A 24853-nucleotide genomic window follows, 5' to 3' on the forward strand; every position below is an offset into this window, starting at 1 on the left:
TCAGGCCGGAATGAAATTCAATACAGATGGACCAATTATATAAGAATACGTCTGGATGTCAAAACCTTTTTCCGGTTGTGATATCGGCATTTTTTTCACCCCGCCAGGGCCAGTATCAGCCAGGAAATACCCACCGCTCCTAAAACCGGCACGATGATCCCGCCTCTGAACATCCCGTAAATCAAAGTGAAACCCATGCCTGCCAGGGCCGCTGCCGGCATATCCGGTGTGGCGGTTAAAACACCGGGAACGATCAATGCACCGATGGCTGCAACAGGGATGGCTTTTAAAAACGCGTTCACTTTGTGGGGAATGCGCAGGCGGTTGAGCAGGAGAAAAGGCAAAAGCCGGGGTATATAGGTCACGGCAGCCATACCCAAAATCAAGGGAATCAGGGTGTCATTCACAGGTGACCTCCTTTTTTTCCGGGGTGAGCATCGCTCCCACAAATGCCACCACCAGGATACAGATAATAATGGTCCACCCGGCAGGAAACAGATCCAGCCATATCAGCAGCGTATTCAGCACAGCCGACAGCACAGCCAGAAACACTGTTACTCTGGCAGTCTTGAGGGCCGGCATCAGGATGGCCAGCAGCAGGGCGTACAAAGCAACCCCCATGCTCTGGGTCAGAATATCGGGCAGAAAACCGCCCAGAACATATCCGCACACCGTGCCGGATACCCACCCGGACCAGGCGGACAGTTCCAGGAAAAATACAAACTGGGGGGTCAAGGCCTTTTTGTGGAAAGACAGCACGGAAAACACTTCATCCGTCACCCCGAAAGCCAGCAGAAAATAGGTTTTATGGGCCAGATTTCTGAGCCGGGTGGACAGATACGCACTCATGAGAAAATGTCTGAAATTCACCAGCAAGGTGGTCAGAATGATACCCCCCGGTCCCATGCCGGTCATCAGCAGGTTCAAAGCGATGAACTGGCTGGCCCCGGCAAACACCACCGCAGAAAACATAAACGCCTCCAGCAGGCTGGTGCTGCACCCTTTTGCCAGAATACCAAAGGCCACAGCCGCCGGAAAGTACCCGATGAATATGGGGATACCGGCCTGGACAGCGCCACGGATTTCCATCGGGTGCGACCCATGCGTTTCCGATCCTGTTGTCATTTTGCCGGATCCTTTGTCAATCGATCGGACCTGGTGTGCGCCAGGTCTTTTTCCAGAAATGTATTGACTGCATCAAAATAGGCTTCAAACGAAGAAATGGTGTTATGGCCGGCGCCATGGACCGGCACCAGCTGTTTGGGGCAGGTCAGGCGCTCATACAGGCGAAGGGTATTCTGCGTGGGTATCACTTCGTCATTCGGGGCCACCAGAATCAGGGTCGGACTGGTGATTCCGGCCGCAAAATCAATGGTACGATGCCGGTCCTCCAGCACCAGATTCACCAGCCACGACGGGTAATATGCGCCGGCCACCGCCTGAATGCTGTCAAAAGGGCAGGTGAGCATCAGTCTGCCAAGGCCCCGTTCCAGGGCCAGATACGCCGCCATGGAAGACCCCAGGCTCCGGCCCCAGGCAGCACAGTTGGTGGCGTCAAGTGAATACCGGGTTGCCATATGATCATAAATGGCCAGGGCATCCGCCTTGAGACGCGCTTCTGTAGGCGATCCGCCGCTCTGGCCGTATCCCCGGTAGTTGATCAGAACCCCATTGGCAGATACCCGGGCTGAAAAATCCGCCAGGTTTACGGAGACTTCTTCGGCATTGCCTCCGAAATAAAACACCGTGGGCAGGCCGGTCCAGTCTTTTTTCACCAGCCATCCATGGAGCACGGTGTTTTTTCCCACAGAAATCCGGATCTCTTCCGCCTCCGGGATCCGGGCCGCCATCTGTGCCAGCTGTTCGGCGTTGACCGGCATTGGAAAATACAATAGTTTTCTGGAAAACACGTACCGTGTAAGCAAAAATAAGAGCACGGCAATGACCACGATAACCGGAAATCTCATGTCAGACTCCTTAAATGACCTCAACATTGGTGTGGGTAAAATATAACAGAATGCGGATGATGAAAAGGAAAATCCGGTGTAGACGTTTGATCTGCTTGATTTGAAACACTTTTTTTAGTAGTAGTGGCAATTAAAAAATCCGGAATCGGACCCAGGACAGCCACAACCCGGTAATAGCCGGTTTCTGAACAAAGGAGAAAAACAGTGAGTCTCATTTATCTGGCCGTCATTGCCGCCGTCGGCGGTATTGCCGTGGCCCTTCAGGGTCAGCTGATGGGGGGTATTGACAAGCAGGTGGGCACCCTTGAAAGCGTGTTCGTCACCTATGGGGGAGGCGGATTTCTCATCGGGATCATCATGATCCTGCTGCGGGGCGGCAATCTGTCCGGTCTGTCCCAGGTTCCCTGGTATACACTGCTGGCCGGCCCCACCGGACTGGTGCTCATCGCCGCCATCGGTTACAGCGTCCCCCGCTTAGGGCTGGTGGCTGCATTCACCATCCTGGTAACGGCCCAGTTCATCACAGCAGCCGTCATTGACCAGTTCGGCCTGTTCGGAGCGGATATCCGGCCCATCACCCTCTCCCGGATCATCGGCATGCTGGTGATGTTTGTGGGGATCTGGCTGGTCATGCAGTGATTGGAGCCGATGCCGTGCCCCATACCTTTACGCCCATTGCCACCTTGTACACCTGTTTCAAGGAAAAATTCGGTGTTCCCAGACAAATGAATTTAGTGCCTGCTGCCAAAGGACAACTGGTATTTGATCCGGCGTTTGCCAATATGGATGCGGTCCGGGACCTGGAAAAATTTTCCCATATCTGGCTGATTTTTGTATTCCATCAAACCCGGGACAAAACCTGGTCAGCCCTGGTCAGGCCCCCGCGCCTGGGAGGAAACAAAAAAACCGGCGTGTTCGCCACAAGATCCCCGTTTCGACCCAATCCCATCGGTATTTCCGCCGTCAAACTCGAAAGCGTGGAAAACAGTTGTGACGGACCGGTCCTGCATCTGTCCGGTGTGGATATCGTCAATGAGACACCCGTGCTGGATATCAAACCCTATATCCCCTGGGCAGATGCCATTGTCCGGGCAGACGGCGGTTTTGCCGACAAGCGGCCCGCTTCCCGGCTTCAAGTGATTTTTTCTTCTGAAGCACAAACCCAGTGCCGGAAAATGACCAAGCAAATTCCCAACCTGGCATCCCTTATCACCCAGATCCTTGAAAACGATCCCCGCCCCGGATACCGTGCAGGACCCACCACAAAGGATAAAAAAATTTATGGTATCCGCCTTTATGATCTGGACGTGAAATGGCAAATCACCGACGGAATTGCCCGGATTTTATCTTTGGACCCAATAAAATGACAAAAAAACTTAATTTGTATGAAGCGCGACAGGCGGAATGAATTTTCTGATGAGATCGAACAAATCTTTTAATTGATAGGGCTTGGCAAGAACCGCATCGAACCGGGAGTTCTCCATGAGCCACGGGGTACCTGACATGGCGATGACCGGCAGACGCGCTCCTTTCAGTTGCCTGACCTCCAAAAGCACATCATCGCCTGTCATCTTTCCCATTCGCATATCTGTAATGACCAGATCGTAATCAGCCATATGTAATTTTTTTACGCCTTGTTCTCCATTTTCAGCGGTATCCACATCATAACCTTTTCTGGACAACGCCATTGCCAGCATTTTGGAAATTGCTTTCTCATCATCGATCACAAGCACTTTGGGACGACTTGAAACTGTGTCAGACATCTTTTTCACCCCTCCATCAGCGGGTTTTTATCTTATCACCCCAAACCGATTGTTTTATGCAAACGACCCAGTCTATTTGCGCCATCTTACGCTCCCGGTAAAAAAACTGCAATAATTAAACACCGGCCAGCTATTTCAACCCATATCCCACCCTTCTTCCACTCCGTGGCAGGACACAAAACTGCCGTTGGGCAGTTCATTGAGGCGGGGAAATTCTTTTTTGCACCGGTCCCGGGCAAAGACACACCGGTTATGAAACACGCACCCTGACGGCAGATTCACCGGTGTGGGCACCTCGCCCTTGAGTTTGATGTGCTTGGCCTTTTTTTCCCCCACCTTTGGGATGGCAGACAAAAGGGCTCTGGTATAAGGATGCCGGGGTTCGTTGAAAAGATCATTGGCCGAGGCCAGTTCACATACAGTACCCAGATACAGGACTGCCACCCGGGAACTGATGTGGTGCACCACAGACAGGTCATGGGTGATAAACAGATAGGTCAGGTCATGTTTTTCCCGCAAATCCATGAGCAGGTTCAGAATCTGGGCCTGGATGGAGACATCCAGGGCAGACACCGGCTCGTCTGCCACGATAAAATCAGGATCCAGTATCAGCCCCCTGGCAATGGAGATGCGCTGGCGCTGCCCCCCGGAAAATTCATGGGGGTGCCGGGCGATCCAGGCAGGATCCACCCCCACCTGTTCCATGACATAGGCCACCTTGTCCCTGGCTTCTTCGGATGTCATTTTCGGGTTGTGGAACCGCAAGGGTTCTTCCAGGGTCTGTCGCACGGTTTTTCTGGGATTCAATGACGCATAGGGGTCCTGGAAAATCATCTGCATTTTTCTGCGAAAGGGAAGCCACTGCTCATGGGAAAGGGTATCGATGCGCTGGCCGCCATAAAAAATCTTGCCGGCATTGGGCCGGTACAGCCCCAGGATGACCCGTGCCAGGGTGGATTTTCCGCACCCGCTTTCCCCCACCACGCTCAGGGTTTCTCCTTTGTTGACAAACAAAGAGACGTTATTCACAGCCTTGACAGTGGTTTTTTCCAGATGAATGCCGCCTTTGAAACGCAGTTGGTCCAGAAATCCGCCGGAAATATCAAAATGCTTGAACACGTTCTGGACGCGCAATAAAGGGGTATGATTCGTCGTCATGGATTTTCCTTATCTTATTTCATATGACAGGCTGCCATAATACCGTTTTGTTTTTCTTCCAGCACCGGGGTCTGCCGGGTACAGATATCTGCCGCAAGTTCGCACCTGGGGTTGAATGCACACCCGGGCGGAATATTGGTAAGGGTGGGCATCATGCCCGGAATCTGCTTGAGGTCTTTACCCGGTTCAATGGAGCCGGGAATGGACCCGATAAGTCCGATGGTATAGGGATGCACCGGATGATGCACCACGGTATCCGTCGGGCCGTATTCAATGATCTTGCCTGCATACATCACCGCAATTTTTTCGGTCACCTGGGACACCACCCCTAAGTCATGGGTGATGAGGATCAGCCCCATTTTTTCTTTTTCACACAGTTCCTGAAGCAGGTCCATGATCTCGGCCTGGATGGTGACATCCAAAGCGGTTGTGGGCTCGTCCGCAATGATGATGGCCGGATCCGCCAAAAGGGAGATGGCAATGATGATCCGCTGACGCATGCCCCCGGACAATTCGTGGGGGTACTGGGCCAGCCGCTTTTCAGGAGACGGCATCTGGACCAGCTTCAATTTTTCCAGGGCAATGGCCCGGGCTTCGGATTTGGATATATCCCTGTGGGCCCTCAGGGTTTCGATCATCTGAAACCCGATGGTGTACACCGGATTCAGCGTCATCATGGGGTCCTGAAAAATCATGGAAATCCGGTTGCCTCTGATTTTGCGCATTTTTTCCGGGGGATAGGCAGATATCTCTTTTCCCTCAAAATGAATGCTGCCCCTGGAAATATACCCGGGCTTGGAAATCAGGTTGATGATGGCAAAACCCGTAACCGATTTGCCGGCCCCGCTTTCCCCCACCAGACCCATGCGTTCTCCGGGATCCAGTTGAAAGCTGACACCGTCGATTGCCGTAATATCTCCGGACCTGAGGGCAAATTTCACTTCAAGGTCCCGGACTTCTAAAAGAGAAGACATCTTAAGTTTGTGTTATCCTTTGTATAATTTCGGGTTAAGCACATCCCGGAGCCAGTCACCCAGCAGGTTGATGACCAGGATAAAGAGCACCAGCCACAGCCCCGGCAGCACCGTAATCCACCAGGACCCGGAAAAAAAGTATTCCTGTCCGGACCGGATAAGAGACCCCAAAGACGGTTTTGTCACGGGCATACCCAGTCCCAGAAACGACAGGGCCGCCTCACTCATGACCGCATTGGCCACCTGGATGGTGGAAATGACCATCACCGATGTCAGGGCATTGGGCAGAATATGCCGGAACATGATGATCCTCTGGGGCAGGCCGATCACCCGTGCCGCCTCCACATATTCCTTGTTTTTTTCCCCCATGACCGAGGCCCGGATGGTCCTGGCGAACATGGGCCAGTTGGACAGACCAATGATGATGGTCAACAGCGGTATGGCAAGCTGTTCAAAACTGCCGGCACCAAACACCACCTGAAAGATGGCGCTCATGAAGATGGCCACCATGAGATAGGGAAAAGAAAACTGGATATCTGCCAGGCGCATGAGAACGGCATCGGTTTTCCCTCCCAGATACCCTGCCATAAGCCCTAAGACAATGCCGATGCTCGCCTGGATAGCCACAGCCCCAAGTCCTATGATAATGGAGGTGCGCAGCCCGTAGAACATGGTGGACAGCATGTCCCGGCCCTGATTGTCGGTGCCCAGGGGAAATTCTTTTGATCCGCCGTCCATCCACATGGGGGGGATTTCCGAATTCATGATGTCAATATTGGCGGAATCATATGGGTTCATGGGAGAAATCCAGGGAGCGGCAAACGCGATAAGCAAAAAAAACACCAGGACCACAAAGCTTGCCATGGCCACCATGTCCCGCCGGAAACTGTATAAAAAATAGGATTCTTTAAACTGCTGTAATTTTGTTTTCATTTGGTTCCTGCTATCCTGACAGTGGGATTGATAAAGCCATAAAGAATATCCACAACCGTATTGACCACCACAAACAAGGCCGCCACCACCACCAGATAGGCAATGAGCAATGAGAGATCCGCCCGGTTCACCGCCTCTAAGAACATGAATCCCATGCCCGGCCACTGGAATACCAGTTCCGTAAGCAGGGTAAAGGCAAACATGATTCCGATCTGGACCCCGAACACCGTGATGACCGGCAGCAGGGTGTTCTTGAATGCATGCACCAGCCAGACCCGTTTGGGCGACAGCCCTTTGGCCCAGGCATATTTGATATATTCGGTTTCCAGCACCTCCATCATCTCAGAGCGGATCAGGCGGATAAACAGGGGCAGCATGAGCGTGGACAAAGAGATACAGGGAAGAATCAGATGTTTGAGCCCGTCAATGGTTAAAAGCCCGGTCATCCATATACCGTTGCCGAAAAGATCCACGGTTTCCCCCCGGCCGTAGGAGGGCAGGATCCGCCAGTGCACCGCAAACAGATAGATCAGCAGGATGGCGGTCAAAAACACGGGCATGGACACCCCTAACGTGGAAAAGCTCATGGTAAACCGGGACAACCAGCTTCTTGGCTTCAAGGCACAGTAAACCCCCAGGGGTAAAGACAGGACAATGATAATCAGCGCAGTCCCCAGCACCAGCTCGATGGTGGCCGGCGCATGGTTCACAATCACCTCAAGATTGGGTTTGTTGTATAAAAAGGACCGCCCCAGATCCCCTTGGGTCACGGCATTTTTGACAAACCGGCCGTACTGGATCAGGAACGGATCATTAAGCCCCATTTTATCGGCGATCTGTTGCCGCTCTTCCGGGGTGACCCGCTCTCCCACCAGGTCCCGGACCGGATCACCAAACTCTTTTTTTATGGCAAATACCACCAGGCTGATAACCAGCATGACCACCACTGCCTGGAGAATTCTGCGTATGATAAATGCAATCATGTGATGCCGTTGTTTCCAGATTTAAGCACTGCCGCCCGGAAAACCTTTCCGGGCGGCAGTGACAGGTTAAACTGCAAAAATCGACAACCGAAATTTTCTATTCGATGACCAGGTCTCCGATATACGGAAAATTCTGGGCATTGATGACCGGTTGCGCCTGCACGTTCTTTTTGACGCCATAGGAATGGTTCTGCCAGTGAAACGGCACAAACGCGGCATCATCATACAGAATCTGCTCGATTTCCTGGAGCATGGCGGTCCGTTTTTCCACATCGGTTTCCGACTGGGCTGCGATGGTCAGCTCATCCACTTTGGGATTGCAGTATCCGCTGTTATACTGGCCGTAGCCGGTTTCCGCATTGGGACACATGGTCAGAAATTCGGAAAAGTTTCCGGAGTCTTCGGTGTCAGAATGCCATCCGATCATCATCATGTCGGCGGCTCTATCATCATATTCATTCCAGTACTGGGCCTTGGGCATGGTTTTCAGGTTCACCTTGATGCCGATTTTTCCCAGCATCTGGGCTGTGGCTTCAGCAATCTTGGCATCATTGACATACCGGTTGTTGGGGGCCATCATGGAAATTTCAAACCCGTTTTCATATCCGGCGTCTTTCATGAGGGCCTTGGCTTTTTCAAGGTCATAGCGGGGGGTCAGATTTTCCTTGTAGCCGAGATAGCCTTTGGGACCCTGCTGGGCCGCCACCGTGGCCGTGCCTTTCATGATCTGTTTGACGATGCCTTCGTTGTTCACGGCATGGACAATGGCCTGGCGGACTCTGACATCCTTGAATGCCTCCACCCGGTTGGGGTTCATCTGGAAGGTGATGATCCGGCCGCCGTTAATGTTCACCAGTTTGACCTTGTCATCGGACTGGATTCTGGCAAAGTCCTGGGGGGGCACCGGAGAGATCCAGTCCACCCCGCCGGATAAAAGAGCTGCCACCCGGGTGGCGTTTTCCTTGATGGGGCTCAGGATGAATTCAGTGACATTGCCCGGGCTGTTTGTGTCCCAGTAGTCTTCAAACCGTTTCATTTCCAGGATTACGTTGTGCTGGCGGTTGGTGACAATAAAGGGGCCTGTACCCGAAGCGTTGTTCAATGCAAACGATTCACCGATTTTGAGAATGGCATCCTTGGGCTGGCCGTTTTCATCGGTGCCGGTGTAAAATTCGGAATCCATGGCAAAGAAATAGGTGGCCATATTGAGCACCAAAGGATACGCTTTTTTGGTTTTAACGTCCACGGTGTAATCATCCACGATGTAACATCCCTCAAAGGGTTCCAGCAGGCCTTTGAAGTCCACGCTTTTGCGCATGCGGTCAAAAGACCATTTCACATCTTTGGCGGTAAAGTCGTTGCCGCTGTGGAACTTGACACCCTTTCTGAGATGAAACCGCATGGTCAGGTCATCCAGCCGTTCCCAGCTGGTGGCCAGGCGGGGTTCGAAATCCATTTCCTGGGTCCAGCGCACCAGAGGATCAAACACCCAGTGGGACAGCTGGAGCATGCCGCCTGACAACTGTACCTGGGGATCCAGGGATACGGGGTCGGCATCCAGACCCATCTTAAACGTCTTTGCACCGGCAGACATCGTCAAAGACATGACCATAAAAACACTTAACACAGTCAGTAACAATTTTTTCATTCTCATCCTCCAAATTAGTGTTAATCACAAATCCAAAAAACGCCTGACATATGCATGTCACTGGCGTTAACTATCCTGCATTGTCCAACTAGTTAGAATTACCAAAAAACAATCACAGGGTCAAGCAATATCAATATTTTGAAAATAATCATTGACACTGTTAAAATTCCATGTAATGAATGAGTATTCATTTTATTGAAATCAGGTATTCTCTTTGCAATTATTACGGAATCATTTTTAAAAATGAATTGCAACCTTTTATTATAATTTAATATTAATTTTATAAGGCAACTTTTTTCATGGGTTTTACCCGGGTATTCCCGTTGAAAAATCAGGAATCAACCCAATGAACAACTATTCAGAACCCATGACAGACATTCACATTAGGAGGATCATCCAATCATGACACAGGTTATTTCAGACCGGCGGGACATCGAATTTGTCATGCATGAGCAGCTCAACGCAGAATCGTTGTCCAAACTTTATGACGGATTTGCGGATTTCAACAAAAAAACCATTGATCTGGTGATTTCAGAAGCCAGGAATTTTGCAGTCAAGGAACTGCTGCCGGCCAGCAAGGAAGGAGACCAGGAGGGATGCCAGCTGGAAAACGGCCAAGTGACCACGCCGGCGGCGTTCAAGCGGCTGTTTGAACTGTTCAACGACGGAGAATGGCTGGCGGTCACCGAAGACCCGGAATGGGGCGGACAGGGCATGCCCAGAACCGTGGCATCGGCAGTGGCGGAATATTTCAACGGCGCCAATTATCCGTTCATGATGTATCCCGGCCTGACCCAGGGTGCCGGTCACCTGGTGGAACATTTCGGCACCCAGGAACAAAAAGAGTTGTATCTGAAAAATATGTACACCGGCAAATGGTGCGGCACCATGCTGCTCACCGAACCCAATGCCGGATCAGATGTCGGTGCTTTAACCACCAAAGCCACGCCCAACGGAGACGGGACTTACTCCATTGTGGGAGAAAAGATCTTTATTTCCGGCGGCGAGCATGATCTGGCGGAAAACATCATTCACCCGGTCCTGGCCCGCATCGAAGGTGCCCCGGACGGCACCAAAGGCATCTCATTGTTCCTGGTGCCCAAAATCCGGGTCAATGCCGACGGATCCTTAGGGGAATTCAATGATGTGGTGTGCACCGGCATCGAACACAAGATGGGTATCCACGGCAATTCCACGTGTTCTCTGGCTCTGGGTTCCAAAGGCAACTGCATCGGCACGCTTTTGGGAGAAGAAAACAAGGGCATGAAAGCCATGTTCCTGATGATGAATGCAGCCCGTCTCCTGGTGGGGTATCAGGGATTTGCCTGTGCCACGGCCGCCTATATGTATGCCCTGGATTATGCCAAAACCCGGATCCAGGGCAAGGCATTGACTGAAATCCTGAACCCGAATGCCCAGGGCGTGCCCATTATCCAGCATCCGGATGTGCGTCGTCAGCTCATGCTGATGAAAGTGAATGTGGAAGGGATGCGGTCTTTACTCTATTTTGTGCATTTTTGCTCAGACATGGCCAAATATGCACCCACAGACGAGGAAAAAGCCAAATACCAGGGGTTTGTGGAAATTCTGACCCCCATTGCCAAAGGGTATGTCACGGACCGGGCCTTTGAGATGTGTTCCCAGGGCATGCAGGTATACGGCGGATACGGGTTCATCGAGGAATACCCCATGGCCCAGCTGCTCCGCGACTGCCGCATCACCCTGATCTACGAAGGTACCAACGGGATTCAGGCCATGGATCTTCTGGGCAGAAAACTGGGCTTAAACAAGGGCAAGCCCATCATGGACCTGTTCGGAGAAATGCAGAAAACCCTGGCCCAGGCCAAGGAGATCGAAACCATCCAGGGATATGCCGTCAAAGTGGAGGAAGCGGTCAACAAACTGGCGGAAGTGGCCATTCACATGGGTCAGACCGCCATGTCCGACAAAGTGCTGGCTGCATTTGCCAATGCCCATCCGTTCCAGGATGCGGCCGGAGACACGGTCATGGCCTGGATGCTGCTGTGGCGGGCCACCATTGCAGCCCGGAAACTGGAAACCGCCAAGAAAAAAGACCAGCCGTTCTACCAGGGTATCATCAAATCATTACAGTTTTTCACCGAAACCATGCTGCCGGTGACCCTGGGCCGGTTTGCCGCGTTGATGAACACCAGCAGCGCGGCGGTCGACATCGAGGAAACCATGTTCCCGTCATGATGCATCCATTTTAACACAAGGTGCCGGTATCCGGCGGAACCCGGGGGATTTTTGACTGTATCCCCCGGGTTTTTTATTTTTTTCTTGTACCGATCCCTGATTTTATGGTTCCATGTCAAAAAAACGCGTTGGCAGAATTTTAACCATCAAGGATATCGGGTATGGGGAGTTCCAAGGCAGCATCCGGACTGCTGAACATGAACCAGATCAATTTTTTGTCCGTGCTGGATCATCTGGATGACGGGGTAATGATTGCCGATATCAACGGGATCATTCAGTACTACAACCAGGCTCAGGCCAGAATCGACGGCATTTCTCCTGAAAAAGCCATGGGCCTTAAAGTGACCGAAATCTATGAGTTGAGCAACCGCACCAGCATGATCATGCAATGCGCCCGGCATCAACAGGCCATCAAAAATCGGATTTTTTTCTACAAAACCGTGTCCGGGAAAGTTGCCAACACCATCACTTCAGTCTATCCGCTGTTCGATCATAAAACCATTACCGGCGTCATCTGCTTTGTCAAGGACTACGAGCAGCTGCGCCGATCCATGCCGGTGCCTTCTGCATCCGAATGCCGGTCCACACTGGGAAACGGGACCCAATACACCTTTGATGACCTGATCGGCTCCAGCCCGGATTTCATCCGGGTCAAGGAAACCGCCCAGAAAGCGGCCGCATCCCCTTCCCCCATCATGATTCAGGGAGAAACCGGTACCGGTAAGGAGCTGTTCGCTCAATCCATCCACAATTTCAGCCCCAGGCACAAGGAAAAATATGTGGCGGTCAACTGTGCGGCCATCCCCCAGTATCTGATGGAAGGCATGCTGTTCGGCACCACCCGGGGCGCGTTCACCGGGGCTCTGGACAAGCCCGGATTGTTTGAAACCGCCCACAAAGGCACCTTGTTTCTGGATGAACTGCTGGCCATGCCTATGGAACTGCAGGCCAAACTGCTCCGGGCAATCCAGGAAAAACAGGTCCGCCGCCTGGGATCGGTCAAGGAAATTCCGGTGGATGTAAAAATCATCAGTTCAGTGAGTCGGGATCCCCGGGTCGCCATCCGGGAAAACCGGCTGCGTACGGACCTGTATTACCGGCTTGGCGTTGTGATGGTCAAGCTGCCCCCGTTGCGGGAGCGGCTGGACAGTATCAGAGAACTGACCATTCATTTCATTAAAAAATACAACCAGCGCCTGGGTACCCATGTCCAGGGGATTTCCCGGGAAGTCCGGGAATTGTTTCAGGTCTATCAATGGCCGGGCAATATCCGGGAACTGGAACATCTCATTGAAGGGGCCATGAATCTGGCCGGACAGGAGAAAATTCTGGGTATCGATCCGTTCACCCCGGGACTGGACACCCTGGAACCCATGGCACCTCCGGCACCCCGAATCCCGCCCGAAGATCGGCCACCGACGGATAAAAAAGGACTTGCTGAACCCATCATCTCCCGGGTTTCCGATTTGCCGGACCCCTCCCGGCCCCTGGCCCAGATCCAGGCAGACCAGGAACGAACCGCTGTGACAAACGCCCTGGCTGCCTGCCGGGGCAATGTGACCCAGGCGGCCAGACACTTAGGCATATCCAGACAGCTGTTCCATTATAAAATAAAAAAATATCAGCTTTGCCGGGCTGATTTTATGTCGCGAATATGAAAAATAATTTTCATAAGAAAAATATTTTTCATAAAATTCGGTTATAAGAAAAAAATTTTTCACTTTTTCCAATCTGATCCGTAAAATCCGTTAAAAGGAAATATATCGTATCTGCCTGTCATCTGGGCGATTCATACATCACCCGGAAATCTTAACATGCTGGCATCAATCCTGCATCTTAAATGGCGACAGATAACTTCAAGAAACAAACGCCGGACTGCCTGCAATGCAACGGCAGGCTTTCGACAATCAAACAAACCATTTCAGGAGATTGCCCATGGCCCGTACCCCGGCTTCAGCCCGCCCCTTTGACCCCATGATTTTCTGGATATCTGCGGGCGTGACCATCGCATTTGTGCTCTGGTCCATTCTGTTTCCCGACAACATGGCATCCGTGATCAATACCGTGTTCTCCTGGACCACCACCATGTGGACCTGGCTGTACCTGATCACCGTGTTTTTTCTGGTCATGGGATGCTTTGTACTCATGGGCCCTGCTTACGGATCCATTAAACTGGGCCTGCCTCAAGACCGGCCTGAATTTTCCAATTTCTCCTGGTTCGCCATGCTGTTCGGGTCGGCCATTGCCGCAGGCATTGTGTTCTGGGGCCCGGCCGAACCGGCTTACCACTACATGAGTCCGCCCCCTTATTTCGGCGGCGATCCTTTGACCCCGGCGGCCGGAGCCAACGCCATGACTTATTCGTTTTTTCACTGGGGATTGAGTGCCTGGTCTATCTATGCCCTGCTCACCGTTGCCCTGGCCCATGCCTGTTTCACCCAAAACCTGCCGCTGAAATTTTCTTCTGCATTCTATTATGCCATCGGAGACCGGATCCACGGCACCTGGGGAAAGGTGCTGGATATTTTTGCCGTGTTTGCCACATTAGGGGGCCTGGCCACCACCACCGGATTTGTAGCCCTTCAGCTGTCTGCCGGGCTTAAATACCAGTACGGCCTGGAACTGGGGCCGTCCGGCACCTACATCATCATCGGGGTCCTTACCGCCATTTTCACCCTGTCCGTGTACACCGGGCTCCAGAAAGGGGTGAAACTGATGGGAGATGTCAACATGTGGGTATTTGTGGCCGTATGGTTTTTCGTACTGGTGTTCGGCCCCACCATTTTTCTGGTGAACCTGACCGTCAATTCTTTCGGCCAGTATCTGCTGCACTTCATTCCCATGAGTCTGTTCACGGCCCCCGGATACGATGGCAACTGGATCGGATCCTGGACCGTGTTCTACTGGGCCTGGTGGATGAGCTGGTCCCCGTTTGTGGCCGTGTTCATCGCCCGGATCTCCAAAGGCAGAACCATCCGGGAGACCGTGGCGGCCGCACTGATCCTGCCGTCTCTGGGCAATTTTCTGTGGTACGGCGTGGTGGGGGGTGCGGGCATCCATTTTGATGTCACCGGGACCCTGGAAGCCCATGGGGTGGAAAGCGCTATTTTTGCCATTGCCCAGAACCTGCCATTGACCGGGCTTCTGGCCGTGGCCCTGATCTTTCTCATTGCCACTTTCTTTCTGACATCCGCCAATTCGGCCGCCATTTCTCTGGCCATGTTTGTCTCCGGTCATGAAAATCCGGGCCGGAACTTAAGGGCCTTCTGGGGTATCGCCCTGGGCGCTGTGGCGGCGGTGCTGGCCGGGTCCGGGAGTCTCAAAGCCATTCAGACCGCATCCATTGCCACCGCATTCCCGCTGATGTTTCTGCTGCTGGTGGCACTGTTCGGCCTGTTTAAGGGATTGAATCAATGTAAAAAAACCGACACCGCATAACGCCATTATTAACCACTGGACAATACTGTCCATGATAAGGAGGAATCATGATGTATGACCGAATGCAGGAAATGAGCCGGCAGGAAATGGAAAAAATCCATGACGCTGCCATGGATCTGTTGAAGACCACCGGCGTGGCCTTTAATGACAAGGAAGCCCTTGAGATTTTCAAGGACAATGGGTTCAAGGTGGAAGGCACCACGGTGTTTTTTGAAGAACCTGCGGTTCAAAAAGCCCTGGAAACCGCACCCAAACGGTTCACGGTCCACGCCAGGAACCCCGAAAAAAATGTGGAGATCGGTGAGGACGACTTTGTGTTTCTCCCCGGATACGGGGCTCCGTTTGTCATGGATGCCAAAGGCAACGAACGCCAGGCCAGCATGGAAGACTATGACAATTTCTGTAAACTCATCCAGACTTCCCCGTATATCGACATGAACGGATGGATGATGGTGGAACCGGCGGATATGCCCCACCAGACCGTTCACCTGGACCTGAACCTGTCCAACATGCTGTTGTGCGACAAACCGTTCATGGGCAGCCCGGTATCCCGCCAAGGTGCCCTGGACGGCATCGAGATGGCCGGTATTCTCTGGGGCGGCAAAAAAAACATCATGGACAAGACCGTGTCCGTGTCTTTGATCAATTCCCTGTCCCCGTTGCAGTTTTCCGATGAAATGATCGGGTCTTTGATTGAACTGGCCCGCCACAACCAGGCTTGTGTGGTGGCGTCTTTGATCATGGCCGGCGGATCCGGCCCGGTAACCCTGGGCGGGGTGATAGCCCTGCAGAACGCGGAAATACTGGCCGGCATCACCCTGGCCCAGCTGGTAAGACCGGGGGCGCCTGTGATCTACGGTTCCACCTCGTCCGCCATGGACATGAAAACCGGGGCCCTGTCCATCGGGGCACCGGAACTGTCCAAAAACATCCATCTGGTGGCCCAGATGGCACGATTCTACAACCTGCCCTCCAGATCCGGGGGCGGGCTCACCGACTCCCTGTGCACCGATGCCCAGGCCGGGGCCGAATCCGCTCTGGCGCTCTACACGGCCGCCACAAGCGGTATCAATTTTATTCTGCATGCCTGCGGTATTCTGGGATCTTACATTGCCATGAGTTTTGAAAAATTTCTGGTGGACGAAGAGCTGTGCGGTATGGTAAGAAACATGATCAAACCCGTTGCGTTGACAGACGAGGCCATTGATCTGGATATCATCAAACAGGTGGGAATCGGCGGTCAGTACCTGACCCATCCCAAAACCTTTCAGCTGTGCCGGACTGAATTTTACATGCCTTCCCTTATGAGCCGGAAAAACAAAGATGCCTGGGCCAAGGCAGGGAAACAGCACATCTACCAGATCGCTGAAGACAAAGTGGCCCAGCGGCTGGCTGCGTATGAACGGCCGGATATTGATCCGGATATTGAAAAGCAATTGACTGATTTTGTTGAAAAACGCAAAAACCAATAAAGGAGAAAAAAATGACTGATTTCAACGCGATTACCGAAGCCCTGGTGGCCTGTGACGAAGCCAAACTCGAAAGCCTGGTCAGAGAAGCCCTGGACCAGAACGTGCCGGCCAACGAGATCCTGAACAAAGGGCTGATCGCCGGTATGGACATTGTGGGTGAAAAAATGGAATCCGGAGACATGTTCATCCCTGAAGTGCTGATGGCAGCCCATGCCATGGCCAATTGCGTCGTCATTCTCAAGCCGCTGCTGGCCGAAGGCGAAGGATCTGCCGGCGCATCCGTTCTGATCGGAACGGTCAAAGGCGACCTGCATGACATCGGCAAGAACCTGGTGGCCATGATGATGGAAAGTGCGGGCATGCAGGTGACCAACATGGGTGTGGACATTCCGCCCGAAGACTTTGTGTCCAAGATCAAGGAAACCAATGCCCAGATCGTCTGCCTGTCAGCCCTTTTGACCACCACCATGCCCATGATGAAACAAACCATAGATGCCATTGTGGAAGCGGGATTGCGGGATCAGGTGAAAATTCTGGTGGGCGGTGCCCCGGTCACCCAGTCATTTGCCGATGACATTGGTGCGGACGGATTTGCCGCCGATGCCGGGTCTGCCTCAAAACTGGCCAAAAAGCTGGTTGCTTAATTAAGGACACGGAGAAGGAGATCCCCATGTTTGAAGTAATCGGAGAACGTATCAACACCTCCAGAAAACTGGTCCAGGCTGCTGTGGCCGAACGAAACGCCCAGTACATCATCGATGATGTCACCAGGCAGCAGGAAGCCGGTGCCGCGTTTATCGACGTGAATGCCGGGGCCCGCATCGGCCATGAAGAAGCGGACATGAAATGGCTGCTGGAAACCATCCAGCCCATTGCCACCGTGCCCCTGGCCCTGGACAGCCCGGACCCGGCCATCCTGGAGATGGCATTTGCCATGGTGGAAAAGACCCCCATGATCAACTCCATCAGCCTGGAAAAGGAACGGTTTGACAACATGATTCCGTTTCTGAAAGGCAAGGACTGCAAAGTCATCGCCTTGTGCATGGATGACGGGGGCATGCCCACCCAGTCCGATGACATTGTGGCAAGGGCGAAAACCCTGGTGGAAGAACTCAACAAGATCGGGATACCCACCGCCAACATCTATGTGGATCCCCTGGTGCAGCCCATTTCCACGGACAGCACCAAAGGGGTGATGATCCTGGACGCGGTGCGGGCCATCAAGGCTAAATTTCCGGAAGTGCACATCACCGGCGGCCTGTCCAATATTTCCTACGGCCTGCCCCAGCGCCACATCATCAACCGCACCTTTGTCACCCTGATGATGGCATCGGGCATGGATTCCGCCATTATCGATCCGCTGGACAAAAAAATCATGGCCGCCATCAAAACCGCAGACATGCTGCTGGGCCATGACAACTACTGCATGAGCTATCTGAAAGGGGTCCGGGCCGGGGTGATTGAAAGTTAATTTCACCTGGTTAACAAAGATTCCTGTATTTGGATTCATCATGCCCGGTGCGGCCTTTTACAGGCGGCACCGGGCATTTTTTTCAAAAGGGGGGTACCATGGAACAATTCGATGTGATCGTGATCGGAACCGGCACTGCCGGCCAGACAGCCGCCTATGACCTGGCTGCAGAAGGGTATCGTGTGGCCATTGCAGAAAACAGTCCGACCCCCGGCGGGGTCTGTGCCTTGCGGGGCTGTCAGGCAAAAAAATGGTTTTATGAAACCATGGAAGTGGTGGCCCGCAGCCGGCATCTGCTGGGAAAAGGTATCACAAAACTACCCGGGTTCAACTGGGACCAGGTACAAAAACAAAAAACCCGGTTTACCTCCAAAGTCCCTGAAAATACCATTGCCGGTCTCAAAGGCAGCGGTATCACGTATCTGCAGGGCCAGGCCAAATTTTTGGATACCACCACCCTGCGTATCGGCGAAAACGATTATAAAACCCGCTATGTGATTGTCGCAACCGGTGCGGTTCCAGCCCAACTGCCCATTGACGGGGCCCAACATCTGATCACCAGTGATGATTTTCTGAATCTGACCGCGTTGCCCCCACGCATCGCATTTATCGGCGGTGGGTTCATCTCTTTTGAATTCGCCCATTTTGCGGCCCGGCTCGGCAGCCGAAATCAGAATATCCATATCCTTGAGGCAGGGGACCGTACCTTAGGCCCTTTTGACCAGGACATGGTCACACAACTGGTCCGGGCATCGGAAGCAGACGGCATTCAGGTACGAACCGGCGTATCCATAACATCTGTGACAAAAAACAGTGATGAATACACCGTTCATTTTAAATCCGGCCCCCCCCTGGTGGTGGATCTGGTGGTGAACAGTGCCGGGCGGACTCCCGATATTGAACCGCTGTCTCCGGATACTGCCGGCATTAAATCATCCAGAAGAGGCATTGACGTCAACCCGGCCATGCAGACATCGATTCCCCACATTTTTGCCATCGGTGACTGCGCCGATACTGTGATGCTGGCAAGGGTGGCGGACATGGAGGCCCATGTGGCGGCACGGTCCATCATGGCCCTGGAAAACGGCACTGACCTGCCGGTTATGGATTACACGGTCGTGCCTGCCGTGCTGTTCACCTATCCCCAGCTGGGAATGGTGGGCAAGACCGAAGAGATGCTTCAAAAGGAAAACACACCCTATAGAAAAAGCCATGAAACCGAATTAAACTGGCCCACCTACCGGCGGATCGGCATGACCCATGCTGCCTACAAAATCCTGACGGATGATAAAGGCGGTATTTTAGGGGCCCATTTTCTGGGAGACAACACCACCGGACTGGTCAATATCTTTAAACAGGCCATGATTGATAAAACCCCGGTCAGCCGGCTCAAAAATGACCATATCATGGCCCCTTATCCATCCCGGGAAAGTGATATTCTTTATATGCTCGACCCGCTCATCGATTGAGCGGACAGCAAAAAAAAAGAGCAGAAAAAGGTATGCTCCCCCCTTTTTCTGCTCTTGTCACATCAGGCGATGGGATCAAAAAAAATCCCGGATTACTGTTTTTCCATGGGCTGTCCGCAACAGACCAGTTCACCCTCTCCGGCTTCTTTCACTTCCACGACATTTCCGCATATCTCACATTTGTAGGTCTCTCCAACAGCTGGCATCATCGGCCTCCTTTTGTTTGCGTTCATATTAAATACCGCCTCTGATCAATCAGCGCAATCAATTCATGTTGCGTTACAATCAAAAAAGGCAGAAAAACACACCCATACAATTAATTGAAACCGGACCGTTGTCAACCCTAAAAAAAAGGTGCTGGGTTGAATTGCCCATATATCTGTTCACAGAATTCATCGGCCAGACCAGGGACCTGGTGTGGTTTGATCATGAAATTTTTTAAGTTTTTGCTGAACCGCGCCGAACACCGTATTTTCCGGAAACATGGCACCCTCATCGGCCCGGCCTGCCGGCACACCGGTCAACACTTCAATTCCCTGTTCAATGGTTGACACATGATAAATATGAAATCGCCCCTGGTCCACGGCGTCCACCACATCTTTTCTGAGCATTAAATTCCTGATATTGGCGGAAGGGATCATCACCCCCTGATCTCCGGTGAGACCCCGGCCGGCACATACGTCAAAAAATCCTTCGATCTTTTCGTTCACCCCGCCGATGGACTGGATCTGTCCTTTCTGATTCACGGACCCGGTCACGGCAATCCCCTGACGGATGGGATATCCGGACAGGCTGGACAAGACTGCATACAGTTCCGTGGAAGAGGCACTGTCACCATCCACACCGCTGTAACTTTGTTCAAATGTGATGCTCACCGATACGCTCAACGGATATTCCTGGGCAAACATCCGGCCCAGGAATCCGGCAATGATCATCACCCCTTTGTCATGGGTCTGGCCGGAAAGATCGGCTTCATGCTCCACATTGATGATACCGGGCTTTCCCATGTAGGATTCCGCCGTGATCCGGGAAGGCCGGCCAAAGGCCAGATCTCCCACCTGGTAGACTGCCAGCGCATTGACCTGGCCCGTCACCGACCCGGTCAGATCGATGAGAATGGAGTGGTCATCATATTTTTCCTGGACCTTTTCCTCATACAGGTTATGCCGGAACCTGAAGGCATTCAGGGCCCGGGCCACGTGTTCCGCAGTCACAGCCTTTGCCTGATCACGGTCAGCCCAGAAAGCGGCTTCCTTGAGCAGGTCCAGAATCCGTCCGAACCGCAGGGACAATTTGTATTTACTTTCCGCCATCCGGCTGCCGTACTCAACCACGGCAGTCACACCACAGGAGGTAAAAGCCGGCAGATTTTCAGTTTCACAGGCCCGGGCGATGAACCGGGCGTAATTGAACAGGTTCTCACGACTGACATCCACTTCATAATCAAAATCCGCCCGGACCTTGAAAATCCGGTTGAACTTGGGATCTGCACCCTGAAGCGCCCGGAAAATTTCATATCCGCCCACCAGCACCACTTTGACATCCAGGTCAATGGGGTCGGGCCGCAAAGATGCCATGGCAGGCCCGGACTGATCCGGCGGATCCTGAATATACATCTTTTTGTTCTGCAAGGTGGTTTTCAAGGTCTCCCAGACCTCTGGATGGCGCAATACCGCATCGATTTCCAAAACCAGAAACCCCTTGTTTGCCCGCAACAGCGAACCGGCCTGCACCATGGTGAAATCAGTGGACACCATACCCTGCACCGGCATTTTTTCAATTTTTCCAAACAGATTCTGGAATGTGGGGGCCGGCTCAAAAATCACCGGGGCCCCGTGTTCCCCCCGCCGGTCCACTAAAACATTGACCTGGTAGCGCTTATCCAGAAATTCCAGCATTTCAGTGGTTTCCGTCCCCTGATCCGTGTCAGGATCCAGCGAACTGAGCAGGAGCGGCAGATGGTCTGTCAGGTCTTTTTTTGCTTCCGCAAGAAATTTGCGGGCCTGGGGCCGGTCGTCAAAGTCCGTAAACAACAGGTCCATCTCCCGGGAAAACAAGGCACCGGCTGTTTCAACCAAAAGTTCCTGATACGCTTGCTGTGTTTTTTTTGCCTGCTGCTGAATCTGTGCCACCGCATCTTTCATCTGCTGCTGAACCCGGGCCAGATCTTTTTCAATAGCGGTGCGGCGTTCCGGTTCCAGGGCGGAAAACGCTTCCGGAGAAACCGGTTCACCCTCCTGCAAAGGCACCGCTTGATACCCTTCGTCCGTGCGGACAATTTTAATGTCTTTTTTTTCAGCCGCCGCTGCCACCCTTGACATGATGCGGTCCTGTACATCTGCCATCTTTTTTTTGATCCGGGCCTGTTTCTCAACAAAGGTTTTCTGTTCAAATGCCAGGGGCAGATTGGTTTTCAAGGCCTCAATAAACCGGGTCATTTTATTTGAAAAAAACACGGCCGATCCGGTGGGAAGCGCCATGACCCTGGGTTGATAAGGATCTTCAAAATTATTGACCAGACACAGGTCTTCGGGTGTTTCCCGTTTTTTGGCATGGGTGGTCAGAATTTCCCGGGTAATGGTGGTTCTGCCGGTGCCTTCCAAACCGGTGATGAAAATATGATACCCCGGTCCCTTCATGTTCAGCCCGAAATGGATGGCTTCCACGGCCCGCCGCTGGCCGATGACACTGTCTAAGGGCGCCAGATCCGCTGTGGTGGTGAAATCAAAGGGGTCATCCTGGCATTGTCGGGCCAGATCCGCTGTGTTGACACGATATTCGTCCATCAATACCATTATTTTCCTTTTTTAGGCTGCCATTTCCCTGGCCTTTTCCGGCAAGTCGGTGGTTATTTTTGAGTCTGGGCAAAAAATGTTTCCGGTTCTTTTCGAACCCCGCAGGTCTGATGCAGTTTGGCTGCCGTGTCCTTGAACGGGCCGTCCTTCATGATCCGTGCGGATTCCGGACAGGCTTTAATGCAGGCACAGCAGTGAATACAGATATCATCAAGCGTGCAGAACCCGTCATCTTCATCGATGGCATCCACCGGACATACCGCCACGCAGGTGCCGCAGGCGGTACAGTCATCGGTCACATCGATGAACGGCACACCTTTGGCAGCCGAGGGTTTTTTATAAGGAACGTTTCCCGGCACCACAAGGTCACCCGTTTTTTTGTCCGGATCAAGTGTTTCCAGCAACCGGCTGATCTTTTGTCCGAATTCAACCGCACATGCCAGATCTTTTTCATCCGGCCTGCCAGGGGCAATGGGCGCGGGTTGTGTGGAAAACGAATGCTCACCGATGAACGCGCCTGCAGCCACGGGAACACCTTTGCACTGAACACAGATATCTTTTAATTCCAGCAATGCATCGTCATATTCCCGGTTGCCGTAAACCACCACCGGCACGACGGGAATGCCGGATGCCGACACCTGTTTAAAACAATCAGCCGCCAGTTTCGGCAATCTGCCGCTGTAAACCGGTGCCCCGAAAACGATCACGGATGTATCCAGGTCCTGGGGGATTTTTTTTCTGGCTTCAGACAAGGTGATGTCATAACTGTCCACCTCATACCCAGTCCCCTTTGCGATGGCGTCCAGCACGGTTTTTGTGGTGGCGGTGGGACTGAAATATACCAGGGTGATTTTTTTATGGGTCATTTTTTTTAAATCTCCTGTTTATGTAAAAAGCAATTTGAAAAATCATCTCAATTATTGTATGACTTTCTCCATGAAGATCAAAGAAAAATGCCCGGCCTGCGGCGGAAACCTTTATATCCGGCGGACCTGAACCCGGATTTTGTTCTGCTGCAGGTCCTGCGGCCAAAATTTTCCTGAAACCCGGTACAAAGAGCTGATGGATGAATATCTTGAAGAACACCTGGCCAATGTACCGATCAACCGGATCTGAAATCTTTTTGGGTTGACGTTGTTACGCCCTTTTCAAAGCGCGGCATCCTCATCATAGACATTGCAGATGCAGCATAAAAAAGTGGCGGGTTCGTCTGTCACGTTTTTCATGCCATGGGGCTGCATACTCGGTATATAAACAGCGGTTCCGGGCTTGCACGCCACTTTTTTCTTCAGTTCATCGGTTTTTTCATCAAATTCCCAGCATTCAAATTCACCGGACAGAATATACATGGTCTGGTGGTAAAAATGGTTGTGAATGGGAATCTGTCCCCCCGGCTGGATGGTGAAAAACCGCAGCCCGTATTCCGGAATTCCGTTTTCATCCTCCCCGTGCTGGGACAGCCAGCGGATGCTGGTGCCGATGACATCGAGCTGCTCGCCTTTGTATGGGAACCGCTCGATCTGTTTTTCCTTGCATTCCGTCCAGTGAATCACCTTCATGTCGACAACTCCACTTTAAATTATCACAGATTTTTACCTTGCCACATTGCCGTTAAAAATACCAGCCCAATGTCATCGGTCGGCTGCCTGAGCCGCTGCACTCCAGCCGTGAGTCCTGGCCAGTTTTTCAAACATCTGAACAATGCCGGCGGTCAGACGGAACACCATGTCACTGCCGCCGTTGTGCGATGCGCTTTTATCATAAAACAGGTGCAGGTCTGAATCCAGGCCGTCATCCGGTTTCCAGTAACAGATCATGACAGGCACCAGGGGCAGCGGATACAGCACCATGGAAATATCGGACTGATACTGCTCTTCGATCTCTTTTCCATTGAAAATAAAGCCCAGGTCCTCGAACAGATCCGGATAAGCGTCCGCAATTTTTTTCAGCGGCTCCTCTGTACGTTTCATATATAAACCGTTCAGCTCCCGGGCTCCGGCCAGTTCCCGGAAAGGCATCCACTGTCCGGTAACAGGGGTTCCTTTGCTTTCCAGCACATAGGTGAGCACCGGCCCGGTGATCCAGGGATTGATATGCAGGTCTGATTTAAAGCGTCCTTCCTGGTTCACGGAAAAGGGTTTGCCGAATATCCGGAGCGTCAGCCATTTCCCGTCAAACCGGCCCCCGGTTCTGCGGGCCGCCTCTTCCAGATCGATCTCTTTGACCCGCTCCTGCATGGCGGCCAGTTCCCGTTCATAATCCGATTCCCCGGGTTTGAATCCTTTTCTGGGTGCTTGGCTGTATTTTGCAATCACCTCCGGGTCCAGATGAGTACAGTCGGACAGATCTCTTTGCCCTAAAAATACTTTTGACGCAAACGCCAGACAGGTGGGTTCATTGCACTCTCTGCAATTGGATTTATCCAGAAGTTTGAAAACTTCCATGGCATTGGCAAACATATATCGACACCTCCGTTGGGACAGGTTAACATCTATTTATCATGTCATCTGTGATGAACAAGGCTGCCTTTACAAACACATGCCTTGGCCTTATACTGTTGAAATA

General features: G+C 52.4%; 25 protein-coding genes. 10 read left to right on the forward strand and 15 right to left on the reverse strand.

The annotated features are described in order from the left end of the window. Nucleotides 1-95: 95 nt before the first annotated feature. From DPO_RS00165 to DPO_RS00175, 3 genes are read right to left on the reverse strand one after another with little or no spacing between them, the layout of a single operon-like run. Complete coding sequence (locus tag DPO_RS00165) at nucleotides 96-407, reverse strand: AzlD domain-containing protein (protein ID WP_006963458.1); 312 nt, start codon at nucleotides 405-407, stop codon at nucleotides 96-98. Further along, nucleotides 400-1125 carry an AzlC family ABC transporter permease gene (locus DPO_RS00170; RefSeq protein ID WP_006963459.1) on the reverse strand — a complete coding sequence of 242 codons (726 nt, stop codon included), beginning with the start codon at nucleotides 1123-1125 and terminating at the stop codon, nucleotides 400-402. Before DPO_RS00170 ends, DPO_RS00165 begins: the two co-directional genes overlap by 8 nt. Then, nucleotides 1122-1967 carry an alpha/beta hydrolase gene (locus DPO_RS00175; RefSeq protein ID WP_006963460.1) on the reverse strand — a complete coding sequence of 282 codons (846 nt, stop codon included), beginning with the start codon at nucleotides 1965-1967 and terminating at the stop codon, nucleotides 1122-1124. The genes DPO_RS00170 and DPO_RS00175 overlap by 4 nt, the downstream gene beginning before the upstream one ends. 204 nt (nucleotides 1968-2171) lie before the next feature. Between DPO_RS00175 and DPO_RS00180 the strand changes: the two genes are divergently transcribed. Both DPO_RS00180 and tsaA read left to right on the forward strand, forming a co-directional pair. Then, nucleotides 2172-2606: a DMT family transporter gene (locus DPO_RS00180; protein WP_006963461.1), complete on the forward strand. Its 435-nt coding sequence runs from the start codon at nucleotides 2172-2174 to the stop codon at nucleotides 2604-2606. A gap of 14 nt (nucleotides 2607-2620) precedes the next feature. After that, a complete protein-coding gene (tsaA, locus tag DPO_RS00185) occupies nucleotides 2621-3334 on the forward strand; it encodes a tRNA (N6-threonylcarbamoyladenosine(37)-N6)-methyltransferase TrmO (RefSeq protein ID WP_040011440.1) in 714 nt (237 codons plus the stop codon). A gap of 9 nt (nucleotides 3335-3343) precedes the next feature. On the opposite strand, the gene DPO_RS00190 is transcribed toward tsaA, so the two are convergent. From DPO_RS00190 to DPO_RS00215, 6 genes are all read right to left on the reverse strand, one after another. Beyond that, nucleotides 3344-3730, reverse strand: a complete 387-nt coding sequence (locus tag DPO_RS00190; RefSeq protein ID WP_006963463.1) for a response regulator — start codon at nucleotides 3728-3730, stop codon at nucleotides 3344-3346. Between the two features lie 135 nt (nucleotides 3731-3865). Beyond that, the gene (locus tag DPO_RS00195; protein ID WP_006963464.1) at nucleotides 3866-4888 is read right to left on the reverse strand and encodes an ABC transporter ATP-binding protein; all 1023 of its coding nucleotides are present in this window, start codon (nucleotides 4886-4888) and stop codon (nucleotides 3866-3868) included. A 14-nt stretch (nucleotides 4889-4902) separates the two neighbouring features. After that, a complete protein-coding gene (locus tag DPO_RS00200) occupies nucleotides 4903-5862 on the reverse strand; it encodes an ABC transporter ATP-binding protein (protein ID WP_006963465.1) in 960 nt (319 codons plus the stop codon). 12 nt (nucleotides 5863-5874) lie between these two features. Then, a complete protein-coding gene (locus tag DPO_RS00205; RefSeq protein ID WP_006963466.1) occupies nucleotides 5875-6795 on the reverse strand; it encodes an ABC transporter permease in 921 nt (306 codons plus the stop codon). Further along, the gene (locus tag DPO_RS00210; protein WP_006963467.1) at nucleotides 6792-7778 is read right to left on the reverse strand and encodes an ABC transporter permease; all 987 of its coding nucleotides are present in this window, start codon (nucleotides 7776-7778) and stop codon (nucleotides 6792-6794) included. The genes DPO_RS00205 and DPO_RS00210 overlap by 4 nt, the downstream gene beginning before the upstream one ends. 97 nt (nucleotides 7779-7875) lie before the next feature. Beyond that, nucleotides 7876-9426: an ABC transporter substrate-binding protein gene (locus DPO_RS00215; protein ID WP_006963468.1), complete on the reverse strand. Its 1551-nt coding sequence runs from the start codon at nucleotides 9424-9426 to the stop codon at nucleotides 7876-7878. 402 nt (nucleotides 9427-9828) lie between these two features. Between DPO_RS00215 and DPO_RS00220 the strand changes: the two genes are divergently transcribed. The 7 genes from DPO_RS00220 (at nucleotide 9829) to DPO_RS00250 (ending at nucleotide 19493) form a co-directional block, all read left to right on the forward strand. Beyond that, nucleotides 9829-11643: an acyl-CoA dehydrogenase gene (locus DPO_RS00220; RefSeq protein ID WP_006963469.1), complete on the forward strand. Its 1815-nt coding sequence runs from the start codon at nucleotides 9829-9831 to the stop codon at nucleotides 11641-11643. Nucleotides 11644-11804: 161 nt separating this feature from the next. Continuing rightward, complete coding sequence (locus DPO_RS00225; protein ID WP_006963470.1) at nucleotides 11805-13301, forward strand: sigma-54 interaction domain-containing protein; 1497 nt, start codon at nucleotides 11805-11807, stop codon at nucleotides 13299-13301. Between the two features lie 277 nt (nucleotides 13302-13578). After that, nucleotides 13579-15081, forward strand: a complete 1503-nt coding sequence (locus DPO_RS00230; RefSeq protein ID WP_006963471.1) for a BCCT family transporter — start codon at nucleotides 13579-13581, stop codon at nucleotides 15079-15081. A gap of 47 nt (nucleotides 15082-15128) precedes the next feature. After that, complete coding sequence (locus DPO_RS00235) at nucleotides 15129-16553, forward strand: trimethylamine methyltransferase family protein (RefSeq protein ID WP_006963472.1); 1425 nt, start codon at nucleotides 15129-15131, stop codon at nucleotides 16551-16553. 11 nt (nucleotides 16554-16564) lie between these two features. Further along, on the forward strand, nucleotides 16565-17197 hold the full coding sequence (locus DPO_RS00240) for a cobalamin B12-binding domain-containing protein (RefSeq protein WP_006963473.1): 633 nt from the start codon (nucleotides 16565-16567) through the stop codon (nucleotides 17195-17197). A gap of 26 nt (nucleotides 17198-17223) precedes the next feature. Next, the gene (locus DPO_RS00245) at nucleotides 17224-18024 is read left to right on the forward strand and encodes a dihydropteroate synthase (protein ID WP_006963475.1); all 801 of its coding nucleotides are present in this window, start codon (nucleotides 17224-17226) and stop codon (nucleotides 18022-18024) included. 98 nt (nucleotides 18025-18122) lie between these two features. Further along, entirely contained in the window at nucleotides 18123-19493 is a 1371-nt protein-coding gene (locus tag DPO_RS00250; RefSeq protein ID WP_006963477.1) for a dihydrolipoyl dehydrogenase family protein, read from the forward strand. A 92-nt stretch (nucleotides 19494-19585) separates the two neighbouring features. Here the strand turns inward: DPO_RS00250 and DPO_RS00255 are convergent, their stop codons facing one another. The 4 genes from DPO_RS00255 to DPO_RS25455 all read right to left on the reverse strand — a co-directional run bounded on the left by DPO_RS00255 (nucleotide 19586) and on the right by DPO_RS25455 (nucleotide 23320). Next, nucleotides 19586-19702, reverse strand: coding sequence for a desulfoferrodoxin FeS4 iron-binding domain-containing protein (locus tag DPO_RS00255; RefSeq protein ID WP_236609866.1), 117 nt, complete (start codon nucleotides 19700-19702; stop codon nucleotides 19586-19588). 183 nt (nucleotides 19703-19885) lie between these two features. After that, nucleotides 19886-22279, reverse strand: coding sequence for a Lon protease family protein (locus tag DPO_RS00260; RefSeq protein ID WP_201765578.1), 2394 nt, complete (start codon nucleotides 22277-22279; stop codon nucleotides 19886-19888). A 62-nt stretch (nucleotides 22280-22341) separates the two neighbouring features. Further along, nucleotides 22342-23154, reverse strand: coding sequence for a 4Fe-4S binding protein (locus DPO_RS00265; protein ID WP_006963483.1), 813 nt, complete (start codon nucleotides 23152-23154; stop codon nucleotides 22342-22344). Beyond that, nucleotides 23144-23320: a hypothetical protein gene (locus DPO_RS25455; protein ID WP_156887689.1), complete on the reverse strand. Its 177-nt coding sequence runs from the start codon at nucleotides 23318-23320 to the stop codon at nucleotides 23144-23146. The genes DPO_RS00265 and DPO_RS25455 overlap by 11 nt, the downstream gene beginning before the upstream one ends. On the opposite strand from DPO_RS25455, the gene DPO_RS26640 reads away from it, so the two are divergent. Then, nucleotides 23294-23404 (forward strand): dual CXXC motif small (seleno)protein, encoded by a 111-nt coding sequence (locus DPO_RS26640; protein ID WP_353740164.1) that lies wholly within the window; start codon nucleotides 23294-23296, stop codon nucleotides 23402-23404. The two genes, DPO_RS25455 and DPO_RS26640, sit on opposite strands and share 27 nt — an antisense overlap. 32 nt (nucleotides 23405-23436) lie before the next feature. On the opposite strand, the gene DPO_RS00270 is transcribed toward DPO_RS26640, so the two are convergent. Beyond that, nucleotides 23437-23847, reverse strand: coding sequence for a cupin domain-containing protein (locus DPO_RS00270; protein WP_006963485.1), 411 nt, complete (start codon nucleotides 23845-23847; stop codon nucleotides 23437-23439). A 72-nt stretch (nucleotides 23848-23919) separates the two neighbouring features. Continuing rightward, on the reverse strand, nucleotides 23920-24747 hold the full coding sequence (locus DPO_RS00275) for a DUF3786 domain-containing protein (protein WP_006963490.1): 828 nt from the start codon (nucleotides 24745-24747) through the stop codon (nucleotides 23920-23922). Between the last annotated feature and the right edge of the window lie 106 nt (nucleotides 24748-24853).

This window comes from Desulfotignum phosphitoxidans DSM 13687 (assembly GCF_000350545.1).
In the GTDB taxonomy this organism is placed as follows: Bacteria; Desulfobacterota; Desulfobacteria; order Desulfobacterales; family Desulfobacteraceae; genus Desulfotignum; species Desulfotignum phosphitoxidans.